Origin of the sequence: Pelagibacterium sp. H642 (assembly GCF_031202855.1) — a bacterium.
Classification (GTDB): Bacteria; Pseudomonadota; Alphaproteobacteria; order Rhizobiales; family Devosiaceae; genus Pelagibacterium.
In genome coordinates, this window is record NZ_CP101829.1 from 1,489,393 (window position 1) to 1,512,447 (window position 23,055).

The 23,055-nt window shown below is 62.0% G+C and carries 22 protein-coding genes; 7 read left to right on the forward strand and 15 right to left on the reverse strand.

What is annotated here, in order from left to right:
* Positions 1-71: 71 nt before the first annotated feature.
* From NO934_RS07285 to NO934_RS07295, 3 genes are read right to left on the reverse strand one after another with little or no spacing between them, the layout of a single operon-like run.
* On the reverse strand, positions 72-539 hold the full coding sequence (locus NO934_RS07285; protein ID WP_309163210.1) for a hypothetical protein: 468 nt from the start codon (positions 537-539) through the stop codon (positions 72-74).
* On the reverse strand, positions 536-2,326 hold the full coding sequence (locus tag NO934_RS07290; RefSeq protein ID WP_309163212.1) for a sensor histidine kinase: 1,791 nt from the start codon (positions 2,324-2,326) through the stop codon (positions 536-538). The genes NO934_RS07285 and NO934_RS07290 overlap by 4 nt, the downstream gene beginning before the upstream one ends.
* Before the next feature lie 7 nt (positions 2,327-2,333).
* On the reverse strand, positions 2,334-3,050 hold the full coding sequence (locus tag NO934_RS07295) for a response regulator transcription factor (protein ID WP_309163213.1): 717 nt from the start codon (positions 3,048-3,050) through the stop codon (positions 2,334-2,336).
* A gap of 259 nt (positions 3,051-3,309) precedes the next feature.
* Here NO934_RS07295 and NO934_RS07300 point away from each other — a divergent pair, with 259 nt between their 5' ends.
* Positions 3,310-4,908 carry a phosphoenolpyruvate carboxykinase gene (locus tag NO934_RS07300; protein ID WP_309163214.1) on the forward strand — a complete coding sequence of 533 codons (1,599 nt, stop codon included), beginning with the start codon at positions 3,310-3,312 and terminating at the stop codon, positions 4,906-4,908.
* A gap of 76 nt (positions 4,909-4,984) precedes the next feature.
* On the opposite strand, the gene NO934_RS07305 is transcribed toward NO934_RS07300, so the two are convergent.
* From NO934_RS07305 to NO934_RS07320, 4 genes are all read right to left on the reverse strand, one after another.
* Complete coding sequence (locus NO934_RS07305) at positions 4,985-5,563, reverse strand: cell wall hydrolase (protein ID WP_309163215.1); 579 nt, start codon at positions 5,561-5,563, stop codon at positions 4,985-4,987.
* 235 nt (positions 5,564-5,798) lie between these two features.
* Positions 5,799-6,686, reverse strand: coding sequence for a cation diffusion facilitator family transporter (locus NO934_RS07310; protein WP_309163217.1), 888 nt, complete (start codon positions 6,684-6,686; stop codon positions 5,799-5,801).
* A gap of 51 nt (positions 6,687-6,737) precedes the next feature.
* Entirely contained in the window at positions 6,738-7,454 is a 717-nt protein-coding gene (locus NO934_RS07315; protein ID WP_309163219.1) for an HAD family phosphatase, read from the reverse strand.
* 99 nt (positions 7,455-7,553) lie between these two features.
* Positions 7,554-9,917: a mechanosensitive ion channel domain-containing protein gene (locus NO934_RS07320; RefSeq protein WP_309163220.1), complete on the reverse strand. Its 2,364-nt coding sequence runs from the start codon at positions 9,915-9,917 to the stop codon at positions 7,554-7,556.
* A gap of 176 nt (positions 9,918-10,093) precedes the next feature.
* On the opposite strand from NO934_RS07320, the gene NO934_RS07325 reads away from it, so the two are divergent.
* The 4 genes from NO934_RS07325 to NO934_RS07340 are packed head-to-tail and all read left to right on the forward strand — an operon-like array spanning position 10,094 to position 13,743.
* A complete protein-coding gene (locus NO934_RS07325) occupies positions 10,094-11,308 on the forward strand; it encodes an amidohydrolase/deacetylase family metallohydrolase (protein WP_375143295.1) in 1,215 nt (404 codons plus the stop codon).
* On the forward strand, positions 11,305-11,766 hold the full coding sequence (locus NO934_RS07330) for a RidA family protein (protein ID WP_309163222.1): 462 nt from the start codon (positions 11,305-11,307) through the stop codon (positions 11,764-11,766). The genes NO934_RS07325 and NO934_RS07330 overlap by 4 nt, the downstream gene beginning before the upstream one ends.
* Complete coding sequence (locus NO934_RS07335; protein WP_309163677.1) at positions 11,762-12,958, forward strand: aminotransferase class V-fold PLP-dependent enzyme; 1,197 nt, start codon at positions 11,762-11,764, stop codon at positions 12,956-12,958. Before NO934_RS07330 ends, NO934_RS07335 begins: the two co-directional genes overlap by 5 nt.
* A complete protein-coding gene (locus tag NO934_RS07340; protein ID WP_309163223.1) occupies positions 12,955-13,743 on the forward strand; it encodes an IclR family transcriptional regulator in 789 nt (262 codons plus the stop codon). The genes NO934_RS07335 and NO934_RS07340 overlap by 4 nt, the downstream gene beginning before the upstream one ends.
* On the opposite strand, the gene NO934_RS07345 is transcribed toward NO934_RS07340, so the two are convergent.
* Complete coding sequence (locus NO934_RS07345) at positions 13,721-14,593, reverse strand: DUF72 domain-containing protein (protein WP_309163224.1); 873 nt, start codon at positions 14,591-14,593, stop codon at positions 13,721-13,723. The two genes, NO934_RS07340 and NO934_RS07345, sit on opposite strands and share 23 nt — an antisense overlap.
* A gap of 82 nt (positions 14,594-14,675) precedes the next feature.
* Here NO934_RS07345 and NO934_RS07350 point away from each other — a divergent pair, with 82 nt between their 5' ends.
* A complete protein-coding gene (locus NO934_RS07350; RefSeq protein ID WP_309163225.1) occupies positions 14,676-15,482 on the forward strand; it encodes a DUF72 domain-containing protein in 807 nt (268 codons plus the stop codon).
* On the opposite strand, the gene NO934_RS07355 is transcribed toward NO934_RS07350, so the two are convergent.
* A complete protein-coding gene (locus tag NO934_RS07355) occupies positions 15,479-16,579 on the reverse strand; it encodes a saccharopine dehydrogenase C-terminal domain-containing protein (RefSeq protein ID WP_309163226.1) in 1,101 nt (366 codons plus the stop codon). The genes NO934_RS07350 and NO934_RS07355 overlap by 4 nt on opposite strands.
* A gap of 135 nt (positions 16,580-16,714) precedes the next feature.
* On the opposite strand from NO934_RS07355, the gene NO934_RS07360 reads away from it, so the two are divergent.
* Positions 16,715-17,146: an Lrp/AsnC family transcriptional regulator gene (locus NO934_RS07360; RefSeq protein WP_309163227.1), complete on the forward strand. Its 432-nt coding sequence runs from the start codon at positions 16,715-16,717 to the stop codon at positions 17,144-17,146.
* On the opposite strand, the gene NO934_RS07365 is transcribed toward NO934_RS07360, so the two are convergent.
* The 6 genes from NO934_RS07365 to ugpB all read right to left on the reverse strand — a co-directional run bounded on the left by NO934_RS07365 (position 17,143) and on the right by ugpB (position 23,022).
* Positions 17,143-17,919: a hypothetical protein gene (locus tag NO934_RS07365; protein ID WP_309163228.1), complete on the reverse strand. Its 777-nt coding sequence runs from the start codon at positions 17,917-17,919 to the stop codon at positions 17,143-17,145. The two genes, NO934_RS07360 and NO934_RS07365, sit on opposite strands and share 4 nt — an antisense overlap.
* Before the next feature lie 199 nt (positions 17,920-18,118).
* Entirely contained in the window at positions 18,119-18,748 is a 630-nt protein-coding gene (locus NO934_RS07370) for a DUF4893 domain-containing protein (RefSeq protein WP_309163229.1), read from the reverse strand.
* A gap of 65 nt (positions 18,749-18,813) precedes the next feature.
* Entirely contained in the window at positions 18,814-19,881 is a 1,068-nt protein-coding gene (locus NO934_RS07375; protein WP_309163230.1) for a sn-glycerol-3-phosphate import ATP-binding protein UgpC, read from the reverse strand.
* Between the two features lie 3 nt (positions 19,882-19,884).
* On the reverse strand, positions 19,885-20,724 hold the full coding sequence (ugpE, locus tag NO934_RS07380) for a sn-glycerol-3-phosphate ABC transporter permease UgpE (RefSeq protein WP_309163231.1): 840 nt from the start codon (positions 20,722-20,724) through the stop codon (positions 19,885-19,887).
* A gap of 10 nt (positions 20,725-20,734) precedes the next feature.
* Positions 20,735-21,619 carry a sn-glycerol-3-phosphate ABC transporter permease UgpA gene (ugpA, locus tag NO934_RS07385; protein ID WP_309163233.1) on the reverse strand — a complete coding sequence of 295 codons (885 nt, stop codon included), beginning with the start codon at positions 21,617-21,619 and terminating at the stop codon, positions 20,735-20,737.
* A 71-nt stretch (positions 21,620-21,690) separates the two neighbouring features.
* On the reverse strand, positions 21,691-23,022 hold the full coding sequence (ugpB, locus tag NO934_RS07390; RefSeq protein WP_309163234.1) for a sn-glycerol-3-phosphate ABC transporter substrate-binding protein UgpB: 1,332 nt from the start codon (positions 23,020-23,022) through the stop codon (positions 21,691-21,693).
* Between the last annotated feature and the right edge of the window lie 33 nt (positions 23,023-23,055).

The window sequence follows — 23,055 nt, forward strand, 5'->3', positions numbered from 1 at the left end:
TTCCCGGCTGGGCCCGGCTTTCAAGTCCTTTTCGGCCGGTTTCCAGCGAAACCGTACCAGCAGGAGAAGACCTAACCCACATTGGAACCCAAGGCCCGAAGTGCGGCGTGAACGAGAAAGCGCTGATGCAGCCCATCGATGCGGCCGCGCCTCGGCACGGGGCAGCGTGCAACCCAGATACCATGAATCTTGGTTGTGAGCGCCGATTCCTCGAGCAGGCGTTCTTCTTCTTCGACGAGATCGACCACCAGATGCACATGGGCCTGCCTGGCATAGGGCAGGGTGATGATCCCGCGCCCTCGCAACTCGATCATCCCTTCGATGGTCGGCGGCGGCTCCATGACCAATCCGTCCTCGTCGGTCGACAGCAGAACCCGATCGTCGGAAATCAGCAGAGCCGTGTCGCCGCGCAACCGCGCCTGCTCCAAAAGATCGAGGGCCAGCAGCGACTTGCCGGCGCCCGAAACACCGGTCAGGAGAACGCCGTGGTGGCCGATGAGGATGCCCGTGCCGTGCGTATTGTGCTTTTCGGCCGTCAAGTTTTCGCTCGCGGTAGCGTCAAGGTGAACACCGCACCAGTTGCATCGGTTCTGTTGCCTGCGTCAAGCGTACCTTGGTGAGCCTCGGCGATCTGCCGGGAAATGGATAAGCCCAACCCCGAATGGTCACCGAAACTCTCGCCCTCCGGCCGATCGGTATAAAAACGCTGGAACACCTTTTCGATATTGCCGCCAAGGCCAGGCCCCTCGTCCTCGACCCTGGCGATCACATGTTCGGCGTCGGCGGTGACTTTGACTGTCACGGTGCCGCCGGCGGGTGAAAATGAAACCGCATTGTCGATGAGGTTGGTGAAGACTTGCGCCAGCCGCGTGTCGTGCCCCTTGACCAGTGGCGCATAGCGGCCCTTGCCGGCGATCAGCGTAACGGCCACATCCCGGTTTGCAGCCAGATCGGCTTGGATCGAGACGATCGCTCCCGCCAGTTCGGCGAGATCGACGGTTTCGGTGTTCTCGCGCGCCAGTTCGGCGTCGATCCGGCTGGCATTGGAGATGTCGGAAATCAGGCGGTCGAGCCGGCGCACATCGTGCTGGATGATATCGACCAGCCGCTTGCGGTCTTCCGCGTTCTTGGCCAGAGGCAGGGTTTCCACAGCGCTCCTGAGCGAGGTCAGCGGATTTTTGAGCTCGTGAGCCACGTCGGCGGCAAAACGCTCGATGGCCTCGATGCGATTGTAAAGCGCGTTGGTCATGGCCCGCAGCGAGCCGGAAAGGTGCCCGATCTCGTCGGAGCGGTCGGTATAGTCGGGAATTTCGGCGCGCGCCTTCATCGAGGTCTGAACCCGCTCGGCCGCCGCCGAGAGCCGGCGCATCGGCCCGGCGATCGTCCCCGCCATCAGGGCGGAGAGCGTGCCGGTGACCAGTGCTGCGACCAGGGCCAGCCGCAGGATCTGCCAGCGCTCCTGCGTCACGATGGCATCGATCTCGCCCGGGCTGGTCGAAAGCAGCAGGGCTCCCACCACCGAACGCTGGCGCTGCACCGGCACGGCGACTGAAACGACAAGCTGGCCGCGGCTGTCGACCCGCACGATATCGGCGGGCGAGCCTTCGAGCGCCGAAGCCACTTCGGGATAGCGCAGGCCTTCATTGGCCGGATAATCCTGATAGAGCGGGTAGTCGCCGCCCCTGAGCAGGCGCGAGAACCAGTTCCAGATTGTAAAAAAGAACGGCCGCGAATCCGGTGTCGGCTCGGCCTGAGGCGAGCGCAGGATGTCTCCGCTCGCATAGATGTTGTTGCTGTCCAAAATCATCAGACCGCCCCGATCGTAGATACGCGCCCGCGTTCGGGTGGGGGTGACGAGGTTGCGCAGCAGCGGGGCGACGCGTTCGGGGTTGATGGGAAATTCGAGCGTCGGATCGAACAGCGCATAGGGCGACCCGTATTCGCCCGTATAGAGTTCGAGCAGCCGATCGGGATTGACGGTGATCGAATCCGAATTGGCGGTGGCCGAGGCCGCGATCGCCGCCGAGATGATCTCGCCCTGCACGCGAAGCGCGGAAACGCGCACGTCGATCAGGCCCGATTGAAAGGTGTTGAGATAGAGGATGCCCGCAACCAGCGCCGCAAGCGCCACGAGGTTGAGGATCACGATCCGCCGGGCGAGTGAGGAGAAGAAGGTGAAGTTGATCACCCGCCCCACACCGCGGAAAAAGGCAAAGACCGGGCGCAGCAGGGGCCGGCGTGCCGCCTGGCGCTCCCGTGCGGCCTGTTCCTTGGCTTCTGCCTTGGAAGAAGGCGTATGACCTGTAATCGTCTCGCCTGCGTCCACGTGCGGTTTACTGCTCCTTGAAGCGGTAGCCGACGCCATAGAGCGTTTCGATCATGTCGAAGCTGTCATCCACGCTCTTGAACTTCTTTCTCAAGCGCTTGATGTGGCTGTCGATGGTGCGGTCGTCGACATAGACCTGGTCGTCATAGGCGGCGTCCATGAGCGCATTGCGGCTCTTGACCACGCCCGGGCGCTGGGCCAGTGCCAGAAGGATGAGGAATTCGGTGACCGTGAGCGTCACCCGCTGCCCCTTCCAGGTGCAGGTGTGGCGCTCCTGATCCATGACCAAGGCCCCGCGCTCGAGAGAGGTCTTGGGCGCGCCGTCCTCGCCATTGACCACGGCGGCTCCGGCTTCCTTGGGCGCTGCGGCGCGGCGCAGAACCGCCTTCACCCGCTCGACCAGAAGGCGCTGGGAGAAGGGCTTGGTGATGAAATCGTCGGCACCCATCTTGAGCCCGAAAAGCTCGTCGATCTCCTCGTCCTTGGAAGTGAGGAAGATCACCGGGACGTCGGACTTCTGGCGCAGCCGGCGCAGCAGTTCCATGCCGTCCATGCGCGGCATCTTGATGTCGAGGATCGCAAGGTCCGGCCGCTCGGAGGTGAGCCCATCGAGCCCGGAGGCGCCATCGGTATAGGTGGCCACCTGGTAACCCTCGGCTTCGAGTGTCATCGAAACCGAGGTCAGGATGTTGCGGTCGTCATCGACAAGAGCGATCTTGGGCATCGATTTCCCTTTATCTGTTGCGGCTTCCGACAGGTATGACGGCCGGAATCCGATTTCAACGTCGCTTGAAAGAACGCGTCTGCCGCTTGTGCCGTTCACAATACGCGCAAATTATGGCAAGGCAAATCGCCGCACGGCCCGCCGGGCGGCCCTTACACCGCTCTAGACGAACGTCTTACGACCCATTGCCAGATGGAAGCCGCGCTTCCCTCGGTTCTATGGTGGCGCCCAATATATCATAGCATTTATGAGCGTCCCAATGTCCGCCACCACGTGTCAAAGCCTTGCCAAAGCCGTTGCCGACAAGGCCGCCTCGATCCGGTTCAACGATGCGGCCCCCGTGCTTGTCGAAACCGCCATCGCGCGCGGCGAGGGCAAGCTGAGCGCCGATGGCGCCTTTGTCGCCGACACGGGCAAGTTCACAGGCCGCTCGCCCGCCGACAAATTCATCGTGCGCGACGAATTGACCGAAAATCTCGTCTGGTGGGACAATACGGCAGCCCTCGATCCGGAAAAGTTCGAGGTCCTGCTGGCCGATTTCGCCGCTGCGCTCGAGGGTGCCGAGCTCTTCGACCAGCAGCTTTTGGCCGGGGCCGACGTCAAGCACCAGCTCAATGTCGAGGTCCTGACACCCTCGGCCTGGCATGCCCTGTTCATCCGCAATCTTCTGATCCGCCCGGCCCGCGCTGGTCTCGATGGCTTTGCTCCCGATGTGACGATCCTGCATAATCCCGCCTTCAAGGCCGATCCGGCCCGCCACGGCACGCGCAGCGAGACGGTGATCGCACTTGATCTTTCGCGCAACATCGTTCTGATCGGCGGCACCGCCTATGCGGGTGAGATCAAGAAGTCGGTGTTCTCGCTCTTCAATTTCCACGCCCCCTCTAAGGGCGTGCTGCCCATGCACTGCTCGGCCAATACCGGCAAGCAGGGCGACACCGCGCTGTTCTTCGGGCTTTCGGGAACGGGCAAAACCACGCTTTCGACCGATCCGGAACGGATTCTGATCGGTGACGACGAGCACGGCTGGTCCGATGACGGGGTCTTCAACCTCGAGGGCGGGTGCTACGCCAAGACCATCAATCTTTCGCCCCGGGCCGAGCCGGAAATCCATGGCGCGACCAAGAAATTCGGAACCGTGCTCGAAAACGTGGTGCTCGACGAACTCACTCGCGAGCCCGATTTCAACGACGGCTCGAAAACCGAAAACACCCGAGCCGCTTACCCGCTTTATGTGCTCGACAATGTCTCGCGCACCGGCACCGGGCCTACGCCCACCAATGTGGTGCTGCTGACCGCCGATGCCTTCGGCGTCCTGCCTCCCATCGCCCGGCTTTCGCCCGAACAGGCGATCTACCACTTCCTTTCGGGCTACACCGCCAAGGTGGCCGGCACCGAGCGCGGCGTCACCGAACCGCAGGCGACCTTCTCGGCCTGCTTCGGCGCGCCATTCATGAGCCTGCACCCCACCGTTTACGGCCGCATGCTCAAAAAGCGCCTGCGCGAGAGCCTGGCCGAATGCTGGCTGATCAACACCGGCTGGACAGGCGGCGCCTATGGCGTGGGCAAGCGCATTTCGATCAAGGACACGCGCCGTCTGCTCAACGCGGCGCTTTCGGGCGAGTTGATCAACGTTCCGGCCCGCGTCGATCCTGTTTTCGGCTTCGCCGTACCGCTCGCTGTCGAGGGTGTGGACGCCGCCCTGCTCAATCCGCGCGAAACCTGGGCGGACAAGGATGCCTATGACCGCCAGTCCGAAAAGCTCGTCGGCCTGTTCGAAGCCAATTTCGCCAAATTCGCCGCCGCCGATGCCCAGATCGCGGAGGCTGGCCCGCGGCTGGCGGTTGCCGCCGAATAAGGTTCCAAAAGCTCACAGTGGAGGGAGCCCGCGCCGGATACGTCCGGTGCGGGTTTTCTTTTGGCCGATGGCTCGGTCAATAGAAGATGTGATTGCCGATGGAGGCCACTTCCGCATAAGCCGACGCCCAGGAGGGCGAAACGCTCGTGGTGTGGAAGTGCATTGCCGTGGTCAGTCCATCCTCGTGGCGTTCTCCATCGAGGAACTGACGGTAGGCCACCTGGGCGATGACGTTGGATTTCACCCAGCTTTCGCGGTCGATGATGTTGCCCCGGCCGCCCTCGTCTGACCGTCCGTCGCAGGCAAAGGAAAACTGGCAACGGTTGGCCAGATGCGCGTTCTGGAACACTACGTCGCAAACGGTATCGGGATAGGCCCGGCTTTCGACACGGTTGAGGATGACCGATGCCACTGCCCATTGGCCGCTTTCGGGTTCACCCCGCGCTTCGTGATAGACAGCCTGGGCCAGGCAATGAACCTCGCCGGCGGCCAGTTCCTTGCGCTGCTCGGTCGTCATGAAATCGTCGGCGACGTAGTCGCTCAGAAGATCGGCGGTCAGGACAAGTTCGTCCTGGGCCTGGGCGGGAAGAATGCTGGCAAGGCTGAAAATGGCCCCGATGAAGATGCTGCCAATGGCGTGCGTGCCCCGCGCCATGCCGTCCCCTTGTCGCGTTCGGCGCCTCATAGTGGCGCCGTTATCTCGTTGGCCCGACCCTATAGCCGCGTTCGCGCGTTAACGCGACGTTAAGCTTAATCGATGGTTAACGTAACGGCTTTTGCGCCCGTTGAGAAGACCCCTAGCCGGGATGTCTCAACGGGGGGTGCTTGAAAAAGCTGGGATTTTAGACAAATCCGCCATCATCGGCGGCGGGGAGAGGGGTCGCGCTACGTTAGAGCACGACGATCCCCGAATGCTTGGCCTTGTCTTCGGGCTCCACATGGATGGTGATCAACGCCTCGGTGCTGATCGTTTTGAGCGCCGCTTCGATGCGGTCGCAAATTGCATGCGCGTCCTCGACGCTCATCGCGCCAGGCACGACGAGATGGAAGTCGATAAATGTCGCCTTGCCGGCCTGGCGGGCACGCAGATCGTGAGCTTCGATCGCGCCTTCGGCGTTGGCCTGGATGGCTGCACGGATTTCGTCAAGCTGCTCCTTGGGCACGGCAACATCCATCAGACCGCCCACGCTGCGCGCCAGAAGGCGCGTTCCCGACCAGAGGATGTTGAGGCCCACCAGCGCAGCGATCAGGGGATCGAGCAGGGGCTGATCCGTCGCGAGCACTAATAATAACCCAACGACCACGCCGACCGAGGAAACGACGTCGGTCCACAGATGGTGTCCATCTGCTTCGAGCGCCGGCGATTGCAGCCGCCGGCCCTGGCGGATCAGCACCAGGCACCAAACCCCGTTGATCGCCGAGGCCACGACTGAAATGGCGATACCCTCCAAGGGCGCCGAAAGCGGCTGCGGAGCGGCAAAACCCTGCCAGGCCTGATGGAAGATCAACAGCGCGGCGACGACGATGAACACCCCCTCGATCACCGCCGAGAAATATTCGGCCTTGTGATAGCCATAGGGCATTGCCGCATCGGCGGGACGGGCGGCAAGACGAACCGCGATGAGGGCGGCGATGGCGGTGGCAAGGTTGACCACCGATTCCAGCGCATCGGAAAGCAGCGCGACGGACCCGGTGATCCGGGCAGCCCAGAACTTGAGCGCGAGAACGCCTATCGCCACCGCGATGCTGCCGAGCGCGAGTTTGATCGTCTGGGGCATGTTGGCTCCGGGGAAGCGATATCTTCGCCTAGCTAAAGCCGGACAATTTGTCTATCTCTTTGATTTTACGTGCAAATGCTTCTGCAACCCATTTGCAGCTCGTGGCGCCGAAACCAGATGATCGTGAGCGTGGGCGAGGCTCTCGAGCACCGCCACGCAAAGCGCTGCAACGTCTTCGCTCGGGTGAACCAGGTCCGGTACCATCACCGTGCGCATACCCGCCGCATGGGCTGCCCGGACCCCGGCCACCGAATCTTCGAACGCGACGCAATGGACCGGATCGACCGCAAGGCGTTTCGCGGCTGTCAGATAGGGCTCGGGGTGCGGCTTGGGATTGGCCACGTCGTCACGGGTGACGATCGTATCGAAATAGTCGATCACGCCCGCTGACTTGAGATGGGAGAGCGCATGGTGCGAGCGCGACGAAGTCGCGACCGCCAGCGGGACGTCGAGCTCCCTCAGGGCCGAAACCAGCTCGACGGCGCCGGTCTTGACCGGCACGACATCGGCCATGCGCACATACATCGAAGCGCGGCACTTTTCGTCGAACAGTTCATAGGGAAACTCCGCTCCGAAGGTTTCCGCCAGCAGCCCGGCGGTCGCTTCATGGGAGGACCCCACCATGCGCCCATGCACATGGTCGGTCATGGCAAAGCCCAATTCGGTGCAGACCTCATAGACAATGGCCTTGAACACCGCTTCGGTATCGAGCAGCGTTCCGTCCATGTCGAAGATGACGGCGTCGAAAGGGTGGGCGAGAGGGGACATTTGCAGCTTTCGAGAGGAGGAGAAAGCGCTCCCCCTTAGCACGGCATCCCGATTGGGGAAAGGCGGCAAGACGCCGCCCTTTTTCACGCTTTTTCGGGGCTAGCGATCGTCGTCCTCGCCGGGGCCGGCGTCAATGTCGGGCATATCCTTGCCTTCGATCTGTTTCCGCTGCGGACGCCGCTTGCGCGCGGGAGCAGGGGGCGTTTGCTCGCTCGGAAGCGTTTCGGCCTCCGCGTTCTCGCTGTCGTCCCGGATCATGTGCAGTGGCGGTGCCTTTCCGTCCTTGCCGACGCCGAAATAAAGCGTCTGGTGCGGGAAGGGAATTTCGATGTCGCGTTCGTCGAACAGGCGCTTGACGATGGCGCTGTAGGCGCGTTTGACGGCCCATTGCTTGCCCGGCAGGGTCTTGATCCTCGCCCGCAGAACGACTTCGCTCGGCCCGAAAGCATTAATGCCCATCCATTCGAAATCGGCGATGATGACGTTCTTGTGCTCTGGGTCGGCCCGCAGCTCCTCGAAGGCGTCGAGCATCGCCTGGCGGGCGTCCTCCACATTCTCCCGGTAGCCTACTCCCATGTCGATCAGCGCATAAGAGAAGCCGCGCATGAAATTGGTGACGGTATCGACCGAAGAGAAGGGGATTATGTGGTAGGATCCTTCGACGTCGCGCAGTGAGACCGAACGGATCGTGAGACGCTCGACTGAACCGGAAATCCCGCCGACGGCAACGACGTCCCCCACATCGATAGCGCCTTCGAGCTGGATGAAGATGCCGGTGATGATGTCCTGAACCAGCTTTTGCGCACCGAAACCGATGGCAAGGCCGATCACACCCGCCGAGGCGAGCAGGGGCGCGATATTGATGCCCACTTCCGAGAGCACGAACATCAGCGTTATGACGATGATGGCAATGGTCAGAGCATTGCGCATCAGCGCGAAAAGCGTCCGCTTGCGGGCCGTTGCCTGCGGCGCGAGTTCAGGATTGACCTGGCTGTCCACCCAGGCGTTGAGCGCAATCCAGGCGATGATGGCGAGCACAAGGATCATCAGGATGGTGATTGTAGACCCTGCTACCCGCGCCCCGAACTCGCTTTCGACGAATTCGACGAAGTTGAAAAAGCCCAACCCGTGCAGGCAGACGATGACCACGACCGCAATGACGATGAAGCGCACGACCTTGAGCACCACCGGCACGATGCCATTGAGCTGCCGTTGCAGTTCGGGCGAGCGGCGGCGGATTGGTTCGGGGAGGGTGATGCCGTTGGCAGTGACGCGCTTGATGATGTTGAGGATGATAAAACCCACCAGCACCGCAATGCCGATCTGGGCGTTGGACCACAGATAGGCCTGGAACTGGGAGCTCGAGCGGGTGAGCGCCACTATCGCGAGGACGGCGATATAGAGCAATGCGAGGACGTGCCAATACTGGATGGGCAAGCTCAGACCCCGACGCGCCTCGTTGTTGGAAACAAAGGTCATGAGCTTTCGGCGCACGGGTTCGCGCGCCACAAGGACACCGATGGCGGCGGTCAGGAGCGTTATGAGAACCATGACGACCGATATCGCCCGCCCCGCCGCAAACGAAATGGTGGCAGTGACCAAGGGCAGCAGCAGCATCTGGCCGAAAACGAAAAGGCTGACCAAAAGCCGTGACCACCCCATGATGGAGCGGGCGCTTGCATCGCTGACGTGAACCAGCCGCTGCTCGGCTTCGTTGGGCGAAAGTACGGTGCGCAGAACCGCCAGCACGATTTCGATCATCAGGAAAGCGTTGAGATAGAGCGAGTGCTCCAGGCTGATCTGGCCCGGAATGCCCAGGATGCTCACCGCCACCGTGTAGCCCAGCGCATAAGGTATGAGGGCCGCAACGATATCGAGTACCAGTTCCAGAACCAGCGCCACAGGCTTGGCGACCCACCCTCCGCGCCGGAACAGGTGCCGGAGACGGGCCCGCGGGCCGGCGCCCAGCCTGCGGAGCAGGATCAACCCTCCATAGGTGATGATTACCAGGATTGCGATATGACCCAATATGGCGCCCAATCCCTCGAGTTCGCCGATATTGAGGCCGGCAAAGATGCTCGGCACATTGGCCAATTGCCGCCAGAGCTGGCTGAGCGTCCGGGCGACGCTTTCCACTGTTTCCCGCGTGAAATCAGCGATCTGGCTACCGAACGAGCGCAATTCTTCGGCCGGACTCTGCTCTTCCGTCGCTGCTGCGGCTTCGGTGTCTTGAGTGGTAAGATTGGCCTCGAGTTCGGCAATGAGCGCGTCCCGGGCCGCATCATCACGCAGAACTTCGATCAATTGCGCGAGGGCCTGTTGTGGACCGGACGCGCTCTCTTCGGTTGCGGCCGCATCGGCACCCTGAGCTTGCGCCAGCGCCGGTGCTGCCAAGCAAAGCCATAGGGAAAGAAGGATGAGGGCAAAAAGGGGCAGCGGGCGTAGGAAAATCGGCAAGGTCATTGGCCTGTCGGATCCAAGAAGAATGAAATCGGGCAATGGGCGGGAGGCTACAAGCCTTTGATGCAATGATGAACCCCCCACGGCGAATGGAGTGGATGCCTCTTGACGACGGGCTACGGAAAGCACCAAAGTGCCATAATAACGCAGTCTATTCCATAATTAGGGAATTTACCGTGATCGGTAATTCTTTCGCGCCCGCAGATCGACCGCTACTGCTCGCGGACATCCGTCCCATCGGCTTCGGTCTGGGTTTGCCCGAGCAATGTGATGTTCTCATCGCACCCGGAGGCACCGTCGCTGCTGTGGGTCCTGGACTGGTTGCAGACGGCGCCGAGCGGATAGAGGGCAAGGGCGCTTTCCTCTCCCCCGGCTGGACCGATCTGCACGCCCATATCTGGTATGGCGGTACCGACATCTCGATCCGTCCCGATGAGGCCGGCGCGGTGCGCGGGGTTACGACCATCGTCGATGCGGGCTCGGCCGGCGAGGCCAATTTTCATGGGTTTCGCGAATATGTCGCCGAACCGGCGCGCGAGAATATTTACGCCTTTCTGAACCTCGGCTCGATCGGGCTGGTTGCATGTAACCGGGTCTCCGAACTCATGGACATGCGCTCGATCGATATCGACAGGATCAAGGCAACGGTTGAAGCCAATCGCGACGTGATCCGGGGTCTCAAAGTCCGCGCCAGCGCGGTGATCACCGGCGGCTGGGACATGGCGCCAGTCAAGCTCGCAAAGAAGCTCGGGCGCATCCTCGACCTGCCGCTCATGGTGCATGTGGGCGAGCCACCCCCGCTCTATGACGACGTGCTGGCGGTGCTGACCGGGGGCGACATCGTCACCCATTGCTTCAACGGCAAGGTCGGCGGCTCGATCCTCGAGGACGAGGACCTCTACCGCCTCGCCGAGGACGCCGCCGCGCGCGGCGTGGTGCTCGATGTCGGCCATGGTGGGGCCTCGTTCTCCTTCGACGTGGCCAAGGCCGCGCTGGCGCGGGGGCTCAAGCCCAAAACCATCTCCACCGACCTGCACAACCGGTCCATGGACCAGTCGGTCTGGGACATGGCGACGACGCTCTCGAAACTCCTCTCGCTCGGCATGGATTTCGAAGACGTGGTGCACGCCGCAACCATTGCGCCGCGACAGGTGATCGGGCTCGACACCGAAGACCTGCTCGCGATCGGCAAGCCCGCCGAATTCACCCTGTTCGAGATCGAGGACAGCGCAGTAACGGTTCGGGACGCCCATGGCGCCACCTCACTGCTCGAAAAGACTTTCGAGCCGCGTTACGCCATTCTGGGTGCCCACGCCATCCACGCGCATCGCTATCAGCCGACCGAGGGCGATTTGCCCCGCGCCTGCGCCCATTGTGGCTGGCCGCTGCCATGACGCCCTATCAACGCCTCGCCGAACTGGGGCTGGAACTGCCGCCTGTCCCCGAACCGGTCGCCAATTTCACCAATTGGGTGCGCGAAGGCGATCTGGTCTTCATTTCCGGCCAGGGGCCGGTCGAACCGGACGGCACCCGCCATACGGGAAAGCTGGGTGCCGGGGTGGATAGCGAGGCCGCGTACGCCCATGCCCGGCTGACTGGGCTCAACCTCATCGCCGTCATGCACGAGGCGCTGGGCGATCTTTCGCGGGTCAAGCGGGTCGTGAAGCTCCTGGGCATGGTCAACGCGACTCCCGATTTCATCGAGCACCCGAAAGTCGTCAATGGCTGCTCGGACCTGATGGTCGCGGTGTTCGGCAAAAAGGGCATCCATGCCCGCTCGGCCGTGGGCTTTTCCTCGCTGCCTTTTGGGATCACCGTCGAGATCGAAGCCGTGATCGCTGTGGAGGATTGATATGGATATCCACGAACGCTTCGGCCTGCGCCACGTCATCAACTGCTCGGGCACCATGACCGGGCTCGGCGCCTCCATCGTCGTGCCCCAAGCGCGCGAGGCGATCGCCGCGGTGCTCGGCCAATGGACCGAAATCGCCGATCTCCAGCGCGCTGCCAGCCGCACCATCGCAAGGCTGACGGGAGCGGAAGCGGGTTGCGTTACCGCCTCCTGCTCGGCGGCGATTACGCTTACGATCGCGGGGCTGATGACCGGCCGCGACATGGGATTGATCGAGCGCCTCCCCGATACGGCAGGGCTGAAAAACCAAGTCGTCATCCAGACCGGACATCTGGTCGATTACGGCGCGCCGATCGACCAGGCGATCAGGCTTTCCGGTGCCAAGGTGGTCGCTTTCGGGCAGGCGACCGAAACCCGCCCGCACCAGCTCGCCGCCGCAATCACTGAAAATACCGCCGCAGCGCTGTACGTCGTTTCGCACCACTGCGTCGAATACGGCCAGCTTCCGTTGGAAATCTTCTGCGAGATCGCCCACGAAAAAGGCGTGCCGGTAATTGTCGATGCCGCCTCCGAATACGATCTCAAGGGCTTTCTCGCCAAGGGCGCCGATCTCGTCCTCTATTCGGGCCATAAGTTCCTCGGCGGGCCGACTTCGGGCATTATTGCCGGTAAAGCGGATCTGGTGGCCGCCGCGTACCTCCAGAACTATGGCATCGGCCGCGGCTTCAAGGTCGGTAAGGAGGGCATCGCCGGAGTGATCGCCGCGCTCGAGGCCTGGGAGACCCGTGACCATGCCGGTATCCGGGCCCGCGAGCGGGCTGCGCTCGATCTCTGGAAGGCAACGCTCGACGGCTGGCTAGGCATTACGGCGCGAATAACTCCCGATCCCACCGGCAATCCCCTCGACCGGCTGCGCATCGATTTCGATCCCAGGACGGCGAAAATCACCGCCTGGGATTTCGCCGCGGCGATGGGGGCGGGCGAACCGGTCATCATCGTCCGCGACCATGAAGCCGAGCACAATTATCTGTTCCTCGACCCCTGCAATCTGCATGCGGGCGAGGAAAAGGTGGTTGCGGGTCGGCTGACGGCGGTGCTCGATGCGGCGCTGGCTGCCGATGGGCGCATGGTCACCCCATTCGCCGATACGGTTCGCGCTCGTGCCGAAATATTCGGCCGGTGGCCGCAATGAGCCTCGCCGCGCCCCGCCGCCGCGTGCCGGCGCTCGAACGGGCGAGTCAAATCCTCGATCACCTGGTCGCGATTGGAAAGCCGGCCACGGCCTATGAGATCGGCCAGGCGATCGGCGCGCCGCTCTCGACAGTCTACGGCACCATCGACGATCTCTTGGCTCAGGGCTTAGTGGACCGCGCAGCGGATGGCAGCGTCTGGCTGGGCCCCAAACTCTACCACTACGGCCTCGCCTATGCCCGCCGGCTCGATCTGCTCTCCGTCGCCACCGAGGAAATGAACGCCCTCTCGCGCGCCTCGGGCGAGACCGTGCAGGTCTGCGGCCGCGACGGCGATGCCATGGTCGTCCTCGCCATGGCCGAAGGCCCCGACCATTTCGGCGTCGCCTCGCGCGTCGGCACTCGTACCCCGCTCAACTGGTCGGCCTCGGGGCGCCTGCTGGTGGGACACCTCCCCGAGCCCGAACGCCGAAAGGTCTTAGAGCGCGCCGCCCGCCCCTCGCCCACCGGCAAGGCGGAAACCGACATAAACGACCTCGTCACATCGGCCCGTACGGGGCTTGAGAACCGTCTTTCGATCCAGGCGGGAGAGTCGGACTATTCGGTCGCCTGCATCGCTTCTCCCATTTGCGATGCCGAAGGCGCCTGCCGCGCGACGATCTCGATCGTTGTGCCGGACCATAAGGTCGACCAGCCCGATCCCGATCTCAAGGCACTCGTGCGCGAAAGCGCCCGCCGCATTGAGGGGCGGTTGGGGTGGCAGGCTAATCGAGCTTCAACCGCCTGATCAGCCCCTGCGCATCGAACGGCGCGCGGACCTTGGCGTCATTGTCGAAATAGACGAAAACGTCCCGGCTCTCGGCCTCCGGTCCGCGTCCTGCGATACGCTTTGCGTCCCGAGGTTCGCTCCCCTTCGCCCAGGCAGCAACGCGTCTTGCCCATATATCAAGCGCTTCGTCCTCATAGCCGCTCGTATAAAGCTCCTCAGATCCGTGCAGGCGGCAATAGACGAAGTCGGCGGTCATATCCATGACCAGCGGCCAGTCGACGGTGTCTGCCACCACAAGCGCCGCATTGTGCGCCCTGAGCAGATCGACGAAGTCCGGCGTGCAGAAGGTTTCGCTGCGGATTTCGAAGGCGTGGCGAAGGGGAATGTCGATTTCGGCTTCGGCATAGGCGCGGCCTTCGAGCCGCTGGTCGTGCTTGCGAGCCAGCTTTGCCGCCTCCTTGGTCGTGCGCGGCAGCAGGTCCAGAAACCGTAAAAAGCGGTCAGCATCGAACTTCATGCGGGCCGGAAATTGCCAAAGGATCGGCCCAAGCTTGGGGCCGAGGGCCAAGACCCCCGAGGCAAGGAAATTGGCGAGCGGGGTTTCCACCTCCTTGAGCCGCAGCATGTGGGTAATGTAGCGCGAGCCCTTGATCGCGAAGATGAAATCGTCCGGCGTTTCCTCGCGCCAGCGGGCGAAGGCTTCGGGGCGCTGCAGGCCGTAGAATGTGCCGTTGATCTCGATCGAGGAAAAGGTTTCCGCCGCATAGGAAAGCTCGCGCTTGTGCGGCAGGCCTTCGGGGTAGAACTTTCCCCGCCAACCCTTGTAGGTCCAGCCCGAAATGCCGATACGGATATTTCCCTGTGCCATTGGGTGACAACGGGCGGCAAATCCGGGCTGTTCCCGACCGGCCGCCGTGCTAGTCTGAACTTCGATTAAAAGGAGTGCGACGATGGCGGGCGGAAAAATCCATATCGGTGTGGGCGGCTGGACGTTCGAACCCTGGCGCGGCACCTATTATCCGGAGAAATTGGCGCAAAAGCGCGAGCTCGAATATATGGGCACGACCATGACCGGGGTGGAGGTCAACGGCACTTTCTATGGCAGCCAGAAGCCCGAGAGCTTCCGCAAATGGCACGATGAAGTACCCGAGGACTTCGTGTTCACGCTCAAAGGGACGCGCTATGCAACCAACAAGCGCGTGCTCGGCGAAGCGGGCGAATCGGTCAATCGTTTCACCTCGAGCGGCATCACCGAGCTCAAGGACAAGCTCGGGCCGATCAATTGGCAGCTCGCCTCGACCAAAAAATTCGATCCCGATGATTTCGCTGCGTTTTTGAAGCTGCTGCCCGCAACCCAGGACGGCCGCAAGCTGCGCCATGCCGTGGAGGCGCGGCACGAAAGCTTTGCCAATGGCGATGCGGTGGCGCTGGCGCGCGAAAACGGCGTGGCGCTGATCACCGGGGCCGATGCCGAGTATCAGGTGATCGCCGACCCCACCGCCGATTTCGTTTATCTGCGCCTGCAGGGGACCAGCGAGGAGCACGAAAGGGGCTATTCGGAAAAGGATCTCGACCGCTGGGCCGAGCGGATCGTCACTTACGCCCAGGGCGGGGTGCCCGACGATCTGCCCAGCCGTGGGCCTAGCCCCAAGCAAACCCCGCGCGAAGTGTTCGCCTTCGTGATCTCGGGCTTCAAGGAGCGCAATCCCAAGGCCGCGATGGCGCTGATCGAGCGAGTGAAAAAACTCGGCGGCTAGGCGACCTTGGTCATCGCCTGGTTCTGGGCATAGGTTCGGCCGAAGCGATTGGCGAGGAAGGCATCGAGCGCGATTTCTTCCTGCGCCACGAACCCCTTTTGCGGCAATTGCCCGGCGGCCAGCATGTCGAGCACGGCGGAGATACCCGAGGCAGTGGTGATCTGGATGGCCGAGCGCTCACGTGTTCCCACATAGCCTGAAAGAATGGTGCGCGCGAAGCGTTCATGGGCGGGCTTGCCGGCGCGCGTGCCGGTCACTTCGACCAGGATCACCACCATGTCCTGCTTGGTGGTGGAGAGTGCATGGCGGAAGATGTCCAGCGCCAGATCGCGGCGATCCTTTAAATTCAGATCGTTGAGCAGCAGCTTCATGATCCGCGCATGGCCGGGATAGCGGATGGTGCGGTAGTTGAGGTTTTTGACTTTTCCCTTGAGCACTTGCGGCGTCGAACCCAGCCCGCCCGAGGTGTTGAACGCCTCATAGCGCACCCCATCGAGTTCGAACTCCTCGATGTCCTCCAGCGGAGCGATTTCCGTAAGCTCTCCATCGACGATGGCTTCACAGGGCTCGCAATATTCGTTGATCACCCCTTCGGGCGACCAGGTCAGCGCGTAATTGAGGACGTTGGTGGGAAATTGCGGCAAGGCGCCGACCTTCATCTTGACGTCTTCGAGCGTATCGAAGCGTTTGGCGAGACTCATCGCGGCGATGGCGATGAACCCCGGAGCGAGCCCGCACTGCGGGATGAAGGCGGTATCGGCCTTTGATGCTATTTCCTTGACGCGCCTCGTGGATTTTACATCCTCGGTTAGATCGAGATAGTGAACGCCAGCGGCGGCCGCGGCTTCCGCGATGCGGGTGGTGAGCGAATAGGGCGCTGCCGAGAGCACCGCGAATTTGCCTTTGAGGATGGCTTCCAGGGCGCCGGGTTCGCCCACTTCGCAGCGCGCGGTCTTGACCTCGGGACCGGTATCGAGCGCGGCCAGCGCGTCGGCGGACCGGTCGACCACGGTAACGGCGTAATCGCCGCTCTGGCTGAGCATGTCCGCTATGCTGGCGCCGATCCGGCCCGCCCCTACGACGACGATCTCCTTCATACCATCCTCCTTTGAAGCGGGGATAAATCCCGCGATCCTCCAAAACAGCATGCCATGCTGTTCCGTTGATTTGCAGTCGGCACTGAGGCATAATCGCGAGACGAAAGGCGCAAACCAACGAAAATTTACACCACAATGACGAAAGTTAACGCCGATCGCATGCTTTTGGCGCTGCTGCGCGAAAACGCCCGCATGCCGGTAGCCGAACTGGCCCGCCGGCTGGGGGTTTCCCGCTCCACTGCGCAAAGCCGGCTCGAAAAACTCGAACGCAACGGAACCATTGCAGGTTACGCGCTCAAACTGTCGGGCGGATATCTTTCGAGCCAGATCAGCGCGCATCTGATGGCGACGGTCTCGCCCAAAAAGGTGGGGCAGGTGGTCAAGGCGCTCGAATCCATGGTGGAAGTGCGCACCGTGCATTCGGTTTCGGGGAGCTTCGACATGATCGTGGTGGTCGAAGCGCCGTCTGTTGCCGAACTTGACGCGGTGATCGACAGGATCGGTGCGCTCGAAGGGGTCGAGCGCACCATGAGTTCGATCATTCTTTCAACACGCGTCGATCGCTAGTTTCCGTTGAATTCGGCCACAGTGTCGGCGGCGACCTGCTGCAGGAAGGCAGCGGTTTCAGGGTCCAGCCGGTCGTAATAATCGTATTCAAGGCCGACCGGCGATACCCCGTACAGCGTCGCAAGGGCAGTTGCCGCGGCAAGGTAGGAGCCGGCCAGATTGGGATGGCTGTGGTCAAACTCCACATGCAGTTCGAGATCGGGTTGCTCCTTATAGGCCTTGGCGAAGGCCAGGCCCACGGGGATGACCGTGGCGCCGATCTCGGCGGCGACTTCGGTATAAAGGCTTTCCAGATTGTGGGTCATTTCCGGGGAGTGGTTCTCGTGACCTTCGCCATAGGCGTGGGTCATGTAGAGAACCGTTTCGGCGCCATGTTCGGTGATCAGCTCATTGGCGGCCAGAACCGCATCGCGGAAGCGGGCGCGGCGATTGTCGGAATTTGCGGCGGCGCTATGGCCGGCCAGGATCACCGCGTCGAACGGCTCGTCATAGCCGATGGCGCCGGGGGTCAGGTAATGCTCGTAAGGGTGATGGTCGAGCGAGCCGCCCGAAATGGTGATCGAGCGGAAGGGAAGCAGGTCGTCATCGCTGCGGCCTTCCGCTTCCGCCAGCATGCGGTTGAGATGATTGTGGATGCTATCGTTGTAGTAGAAATAGCTGTTGCCCACGAACAGGATCTGCCGCAGCGTTTCGGGTGTCCCCTCCTGAGCGAGGGCAGAAGACGAGGCGAGCAGGAGCATGGCTCCGGCAAGCGAGCAGGCATGTCTAATCATTGATTTTCCTCCAAATTCCTCCTCCCCGGGCGCAAAGCGCGAGGGGTGGAGTTTGCTAGCGCGCACCGTTCGAGCCTGACAAGCCCGCAAGACGCACTTCGAGGCAATTGAATGCATTGGAAGGCCGGCGATGGGTGGGATTGGTGACATTTGCCGCCAATCCTGTTTCCCATCCTACCCAATCAGAGAGAGGCAGGGATTACTTTCTGATTTCATAGAGCCGGAATCGTCCGCCATCTTCGGGAGCGAAGGCCATGACGAAGTGGTTTTCGCCGATTTTCTGAATTTCGGCGACCGCATCGAATTCGCGCTGTTCAGGCGTGATTTCCCCGGCCATCATCGTTGAATAAAGGCGCGGGGCTTCATAGCCGTAGTAAAGCGCTCCGACGAAAAACACCGTCATATCATCAGCTTGCGCCAACATGCCCCGATGGCGCTGGCTGCCGGACGCCTTGTCGAAGATGAGCGCCTGCCCTTCGGGATAGATGCGGGCGGGAAAATAGGGATAGACGAAAGCGCCCAGTTCGGTGGCTTGCAGCGAGCGCATGCGCCAATCGCCTTCGAGTTCGGCGATGTGGAAGGCGATGGGCTCGGCATCGATCAGGGTCTGAAATTGTGGAAGGGCACCCAGGATTTCGGGATCCTCGGAGGTTCCGGCCAATTGGTCGAGACGAGCCGCCAGCCCTTCGCGCCAGCCTTGGGCGAGGGTTTGGTCCTCAGGATGGAGCTGGGCGAAGAGGGACTTGGCGTACCCCCCCAAATCCTGGGCGAAACCGGGGGGAACGAGGGCGAGCGAGATGGCGATCAGGGCTGTTATGACGGCACGCATGGTGGCTCCATAGTGTCCATATACGGGTCGAGATCAGCCAATGTGTATCCGATCGACGGCTCTATTCAGGCATTGCCGACACGGTCGTGCATTTTCCGCCCCGTCTGGGCATCGAAACAATGCAACGCGGTATGCGGAACGTGGATTTTGAGCGCATCACCGGTCTCGCCGCGATGGATGCCGGCGCTACGCAGCACCAGTTCCTTGTCGAGCCCCTGGGCGTGAACATAGAGCAGGCTTTCCGATCCCACCAGCTCGATGGCATCGAGGGTGGCGTCGATCGATAGGTGGGGCTCGGCGGGGGCCGTAAGGGAAATATCCTCGGGGCGGATGCCGATCGTGCCGCAGCCGGGGGCGACGCGGTCGGGAAGCGTGCCGGCCAGGGCGCGCAGCGCGTCGGTGGGAACCAGGTTCATGCCGGGCGAACCCATGAACGCGGCAACGAAGACCGAAGCAGGGTCGGAATAGACCTCGAGCGGCTTGCCGATCTGCTCGATCACCCCGCCATTCATCACCACCAGCTTGTCGGCCAGGGTCATGGCTTCGAGCTGATCGTGGGTGACATAGACCGACGTGGTGCCCAGCGTGCGCTGCAGACGGCGGATTTCAACCCGCATCTGGCCGCGCAGTTTGGCATCGAGATTGGAGAGTGGCTCGTCGAACAGGAACGCCTTGGGCTGGCGCACGATGGCGCGGCCCATGGCGACGCGCTGACGCTGGCCGCCGGAAAGCTGGCGCGGCTTGCGCTCGAGGAACTGTTCGATTTCCAGGATCCGGGCGGCCTCGGCGACGCGGCGATCGATCTCCTCCTTGGGCGTCTTGCGGTTCTTGAGGCCGTATTCGAGATTCTGACGCACGCTCATATGAGGGTAGAGCGCATAGTTCTGGAACACCATGGCGATGTCGCGCTCGGCCGGCTCGAGTTTGTTGACCACGGTTTCCCCGATGCGCACATCGCCCGAGGTGATCGATTCCAGCCCCGCGATCATGCGCAGCAGCGTGGATTTCCCACAGCCCGAAGGACCGACGAGGACGACGAGCTCGCCGTCGTCGATGGACAGATCAATGCCTTTGATGGCCTCGACATTGCCCTGATAGATCTTGCGGACATTGGAGATTTCGATGGCGGACATTGGTTATTTCTCCGTTTCGACAAGGCCTTTGACGAACAGGCGCTGCATGAGAATGACGATGAGGACAGGGGGCAGCATGGCGAGCACCACGGCCGTCAAGATGAGGTTCCATTGCGGATCGACCTCCTGGGCACCGGCCATCTGGCGCACGCCCATCATGAGGGTGAAGTGCTCCTCGCGCGTGGTGACCAGAAGCGGCCAGAGATACTGCACCCAGCCATAAATGAAGAGGATGATGCACAGCGCCGCGATATTGGTGCGCGAGAGCGGCAAAAGGATATCGCGGAAGAACTTGATCGGGCCGGCGCCATCGACGCGGGCAGCCTCCGTCATCTCGTCCGGGATGGTCATGAAGAACTGCCGGAAGAGGAAGGTGGCGGTGGCCGAGGCGATCAGCGGGACGGTGAGGCCGGCATAGGTGTTGAGCATGCCCAGATTGGCCACGACCTCATAAGTGGGGATGATGCGCACCTCCACCGGCAGCATCAGGGTGATGAAGATCAGCCAAAAGGCCAGGAGCCGGAACGGGAATTTGAAATAGACGATGGCGTAGGCGGAGATGATCGAGATGGCGATCTTGCCCACCATGATGATGAGCGCCATCACCGTGGAATTCCACACCATCAGCCAGAAGGGCGGACTGCCCGGCGGATCGAAGGTCCAGACCGCAATGAGGTTGGCGATGAGTTCGCCACCCGGCAGAAGCGGGGCGCCGCTGTTGAGCGTCACATCGGTATGGGTCATGGCGATGACCGCCACATAGACGGGGAAGGCGACAATGATGACGCCCACGACCAGGACCAGATGGGTCAGAACGGTGAGAAGGGGACGGTTTTCGACCATGGCGGCGCCTCTAATACTGCACCCGCCGTTCCACATAGCGGAACTGCACGAAGGTAAGGAGGATGACGAACAGCATCAGGACCACCGACTGGGCCGATGACGAGCCGATATTGAGGCCGATGAACCCGTCCGAATAAACCTTGTAGACAAGGATGTTGGTGGCCTGGTTGGGGCCGCCCTCGGTGGTTGCGGCGATGATGCCGAAGGTGTCGAACATCACGTAATTGACGTTGATGATGAACAAAAAGAATGTGGTGGGCGAAAGCAGCGGGAAGACGATGGTCCAGAACCGCTTGAAGGGGCCCGCGCCATCGATGGCCGCCGCTTCGGTGAGCGAGTGCGGGATCGACTGCATGCCGGCGAGAAAGAACAGGAAATTGTAGGAGATCTGCTTCCAGCTCGCCGCGATGATGATGAGGATCATCGCGTGGTCGCCATTGAGGTTGGCGTTCCAGACGACGCCGAAATAGCGCAGCATATAGGGCAGGATGCCGGTGGAGCTATTAAACAGGAACCACCACAGAATGCCAGCGACCACGGGGGCGACGGCATAGGGCCAGACCAGCAGCGTGGTATAGGCTTGGGACGAGCGGATCAGCCGGGAGACGGCGGCCGCGAGCAGCAGCGCCAATCCCATGGAAATGGCGGTGACCGCGACGGCAAAGATCACGGTGCGGCCGACCGAATTGAGATAGAGCGGATCCTGGAACAGGCGAATGTAGTGGGTGAGGCCCACGAACTGGGTCGAGAGCCCGAAGGGGTCGGTGCGCTCGAAGGAGGATTTGACCGCCTGGGATGCCGGCCAGATGAAGAACACCAGGGTGATGATCAATTGGGGCGCCACGAACAGATAGGGCAGCGCCTTTTGGGGAAAGATTGTGCGTTTGGTTTCCATCGTCCGCCCGTCGCAAAATGTCGAAGGGCCGGCGCGCTGGGGCCGGCCCTTCCTTTTTGTTCTGACGCCGCTTAGCTGTTGGCGGCTTCGAACTCGCGCAGGATCTGGTTGCCGCGTTCGACAGCCGAATCCAGGGCTTCCTGGGCAGTCTTGGTGCCGTTCAGAACAGCCTGGAGTTCTTCATCGAGAACGGTGCGGATCTGGGGCATATTGCCGAAGCGCACGCCCTTGGAGTTCTCGGTGGGCTCGTTGAGGTTGATCTGGTTGATGGCGGTATCGGCGCCGGGGTTCTCGTCGTAGTAGCCCTGCTCCTGGCTCAGCTCGTAAGCGGCAGTGGTGACCGGGAGGTAGCCGGTGGCCTGGTGCCAGGCGGCCTGGACTTCAGGCGAGGAGAGGTAGGTCAGGAACTCGGCAACGCCTTCGTATTCAGCGTCTTCGTGGCCCGAAAGGGTCCAGAGCGTCGCGCCGCCGATGATCGAGTTCTGCGGAGCGCCTTCGACATCGGCAAAGACCGGCAACATGCCGAAGCCCACTTCAAAGCCATCGGCATTGGCCAGAACGCCGGCGCGCGAGGCCGAGGAGTTCATGTACATGGCACATTCGCCCGAATAGAATTTGGGGGCGTTGTCGGCACCGCCGGCAGTGCCGCCATACGAGTAGATGCCGGCTTCCTGCCACTCGGCCAGCTTTTCCCAGAGGCGAACGGCCAGTTCGTGGTTGAAGGTCAATTCGCTATCAAGACCGCCGAAGCCGTTTTCCAGCGTGCCATAGGGCACGTTGTGCAGGGCCGAGAGGTTTTCGGTGCCGAGCCAGGTGGCGGTATAGGCCATCACGAAGCCGCATTCGGCAGCGCCGGCATCAAGGATCTGTTGCGAAAAGGATTCGATTTCTTCCCAGGTGGTGGGAGCAACTTCAGGATCGAGACCGGCGGCTTCGAACGCGTCCTTGTTGTAGTAAAGGATCGGGGTCGAGGAGTTGAACGGCATCGAAAGCATATTGCCCTCGGTGTCGGTATAATAGCCGGTGACGACCGGCAGGTAGGCGGACGGGTCGAAGTTCGAGCCGTGGTCAGCCATGAGCTGATAGACCGGGTAGACGGCGCCCTGGGCGGCCATCATGGTGCCGGTGCCCACTTCATAGACCTGAACGAGGTGGGGCTGTTCGCCGGCGCGGAAGGCAGCGATGGTGTTGACCAGCGATTCCTCGTATTCGCCGCGATAGGAGGGGACCACGACATATTCGTCCTGGCTGGCATTGAAGTCCTCGGTGATGGCGACCAGACGCTCGCCGAGCTCGCCGCCCATCGAATGCCACCAGGAGATTTCGGTCTGGGCGAAGGCCGTGCCAGCGCCAGCGAAAAGTGCGAGACCAGCCGTGCCGCTGGCCAGGAGTGTCTTGAGCATGTTGCTGTCCAAACCCTGATTGAAGTTTTCGGC

Coding starts and splice junctions, on each gene's coding strand:
- NO934_RS07295 (WP_309163213.1), bottom strand. CDS start 3,050: ATGCCCAAGATCGCTCTTGTCGATGACGACCGCAACATCCTGACCTCG.
- NO934_RS07300 (WP_309163214.1), top strand. CDS start 3,310: ATGTCCGCCACCACGTGTCAAAGCCTTGCCAAAGCCGTTGCCGACAAG.
- NO934_RS07305 (WP_309163215.1), bottom strand. CDS start 5,563: ATGGCGCGGGGCACGCACGCCATTGGCAGCATCTTCATCGGGGCCATT.
- NO934_RS07310 (WP_309163217.1), bottom strand. CDS start 6,686: ATGCCCCAGACGATCAAACTCGCGCTCGGCAGCATCGCGGTGGCGATA.
- NO934_RS07315 (WP_309163219.1), bottom strand. CDS start 7,454: ATGTCCCCTCTCGCCCACCCTTTCGACGCCGTCATCTTCGACATGGAC.
- NO934_RS07320 (WP_309163220.1), bottom strand. CDS start 9,917: ATGACCTTGCCGATTTTCCTACGCCCGCTGCCCCTTTTTGCCCTCATC.
- NO934_RS07330 (WP_309163222.1), top strand. CDS start 11,305: ATGACGCCCTATCAACGCCTCGCCGAACTGGGGCTGGAACTGCCGCCT.
- NO934_RS07340 (WP_309163223.1), top strand. CDS start 12,955: ATGAGCCTCGCCGCGCCCCGCCGCCGCGTGCCGGCGCTCGAACGGGCG.
- NO934_RS07345 (WP_309163224.1), bottom strand. CDS start 14,593: ATGGCACAGGGAAATATCCGTATCGGCATTTCGGGCTGGACCTACAAG.
- NO934_RS07350 (WP_309163225.1), top strand. CDS start 14,676: ATGGCGGGCGGAAAAATCCATATCGGTGTGGGCGGCTGGACGTTCGAA.
- NO934_RS07355 (WP_309163226.1), bottom strand. CDS start 16,579: ATGAAGGAGATCGTCGTCGTAGGGGCGGGCCGGATCGGCGCCAGCATA.
- NO934_RS07360 (WP_309163227.1), top strand. CDS start 16,715: ATGACGAAAGTTAACGCCGATCGCATGCTTTTGGCGCTGCTGCGCGAA.
- NO934_RS07365 (WP_309163228.1), bottom strand. CDS start 17,919: ATGATTAGACATGCCTGCTCGCTTGCCGGAGCCATGCTCCTGCTCGCC.
- NO934_RS07370 (WP_309163229.1), bottom strand. CDS start 18,748: ATGCGTGCCGTCATAACAGCCCTGATCGCCATCTCGCTCGCCCTCGTT.
- NO934_RS07375 (WP_309163230.1), bottom strand. CDS start 19,881: ATGTCCGCCATCGAAATCTCCAATGTCCGCAAGATCTATCAGGGCAAT.
- ugpE (WP_309163231.1), bottom strand. CDS start 20,724: ATGGTCGAAAACCGTCCCCTTCTCACCGTTCTGACCCATCTGGTCCTG.
- ugpA (WP_309163233.1), bottom strand. CDS start 21,619: ATGGAAACCAAACGCACAATCTTTCCCCAAAAGGCGCTGCCCTATCTG.
- ugpB (WP_309163234.1), bottom strand. CDS start 23,022: ATGCTCAAGACACTCCTGGCCAGCGGCACGGCTGGTCTCGCACTTTTC.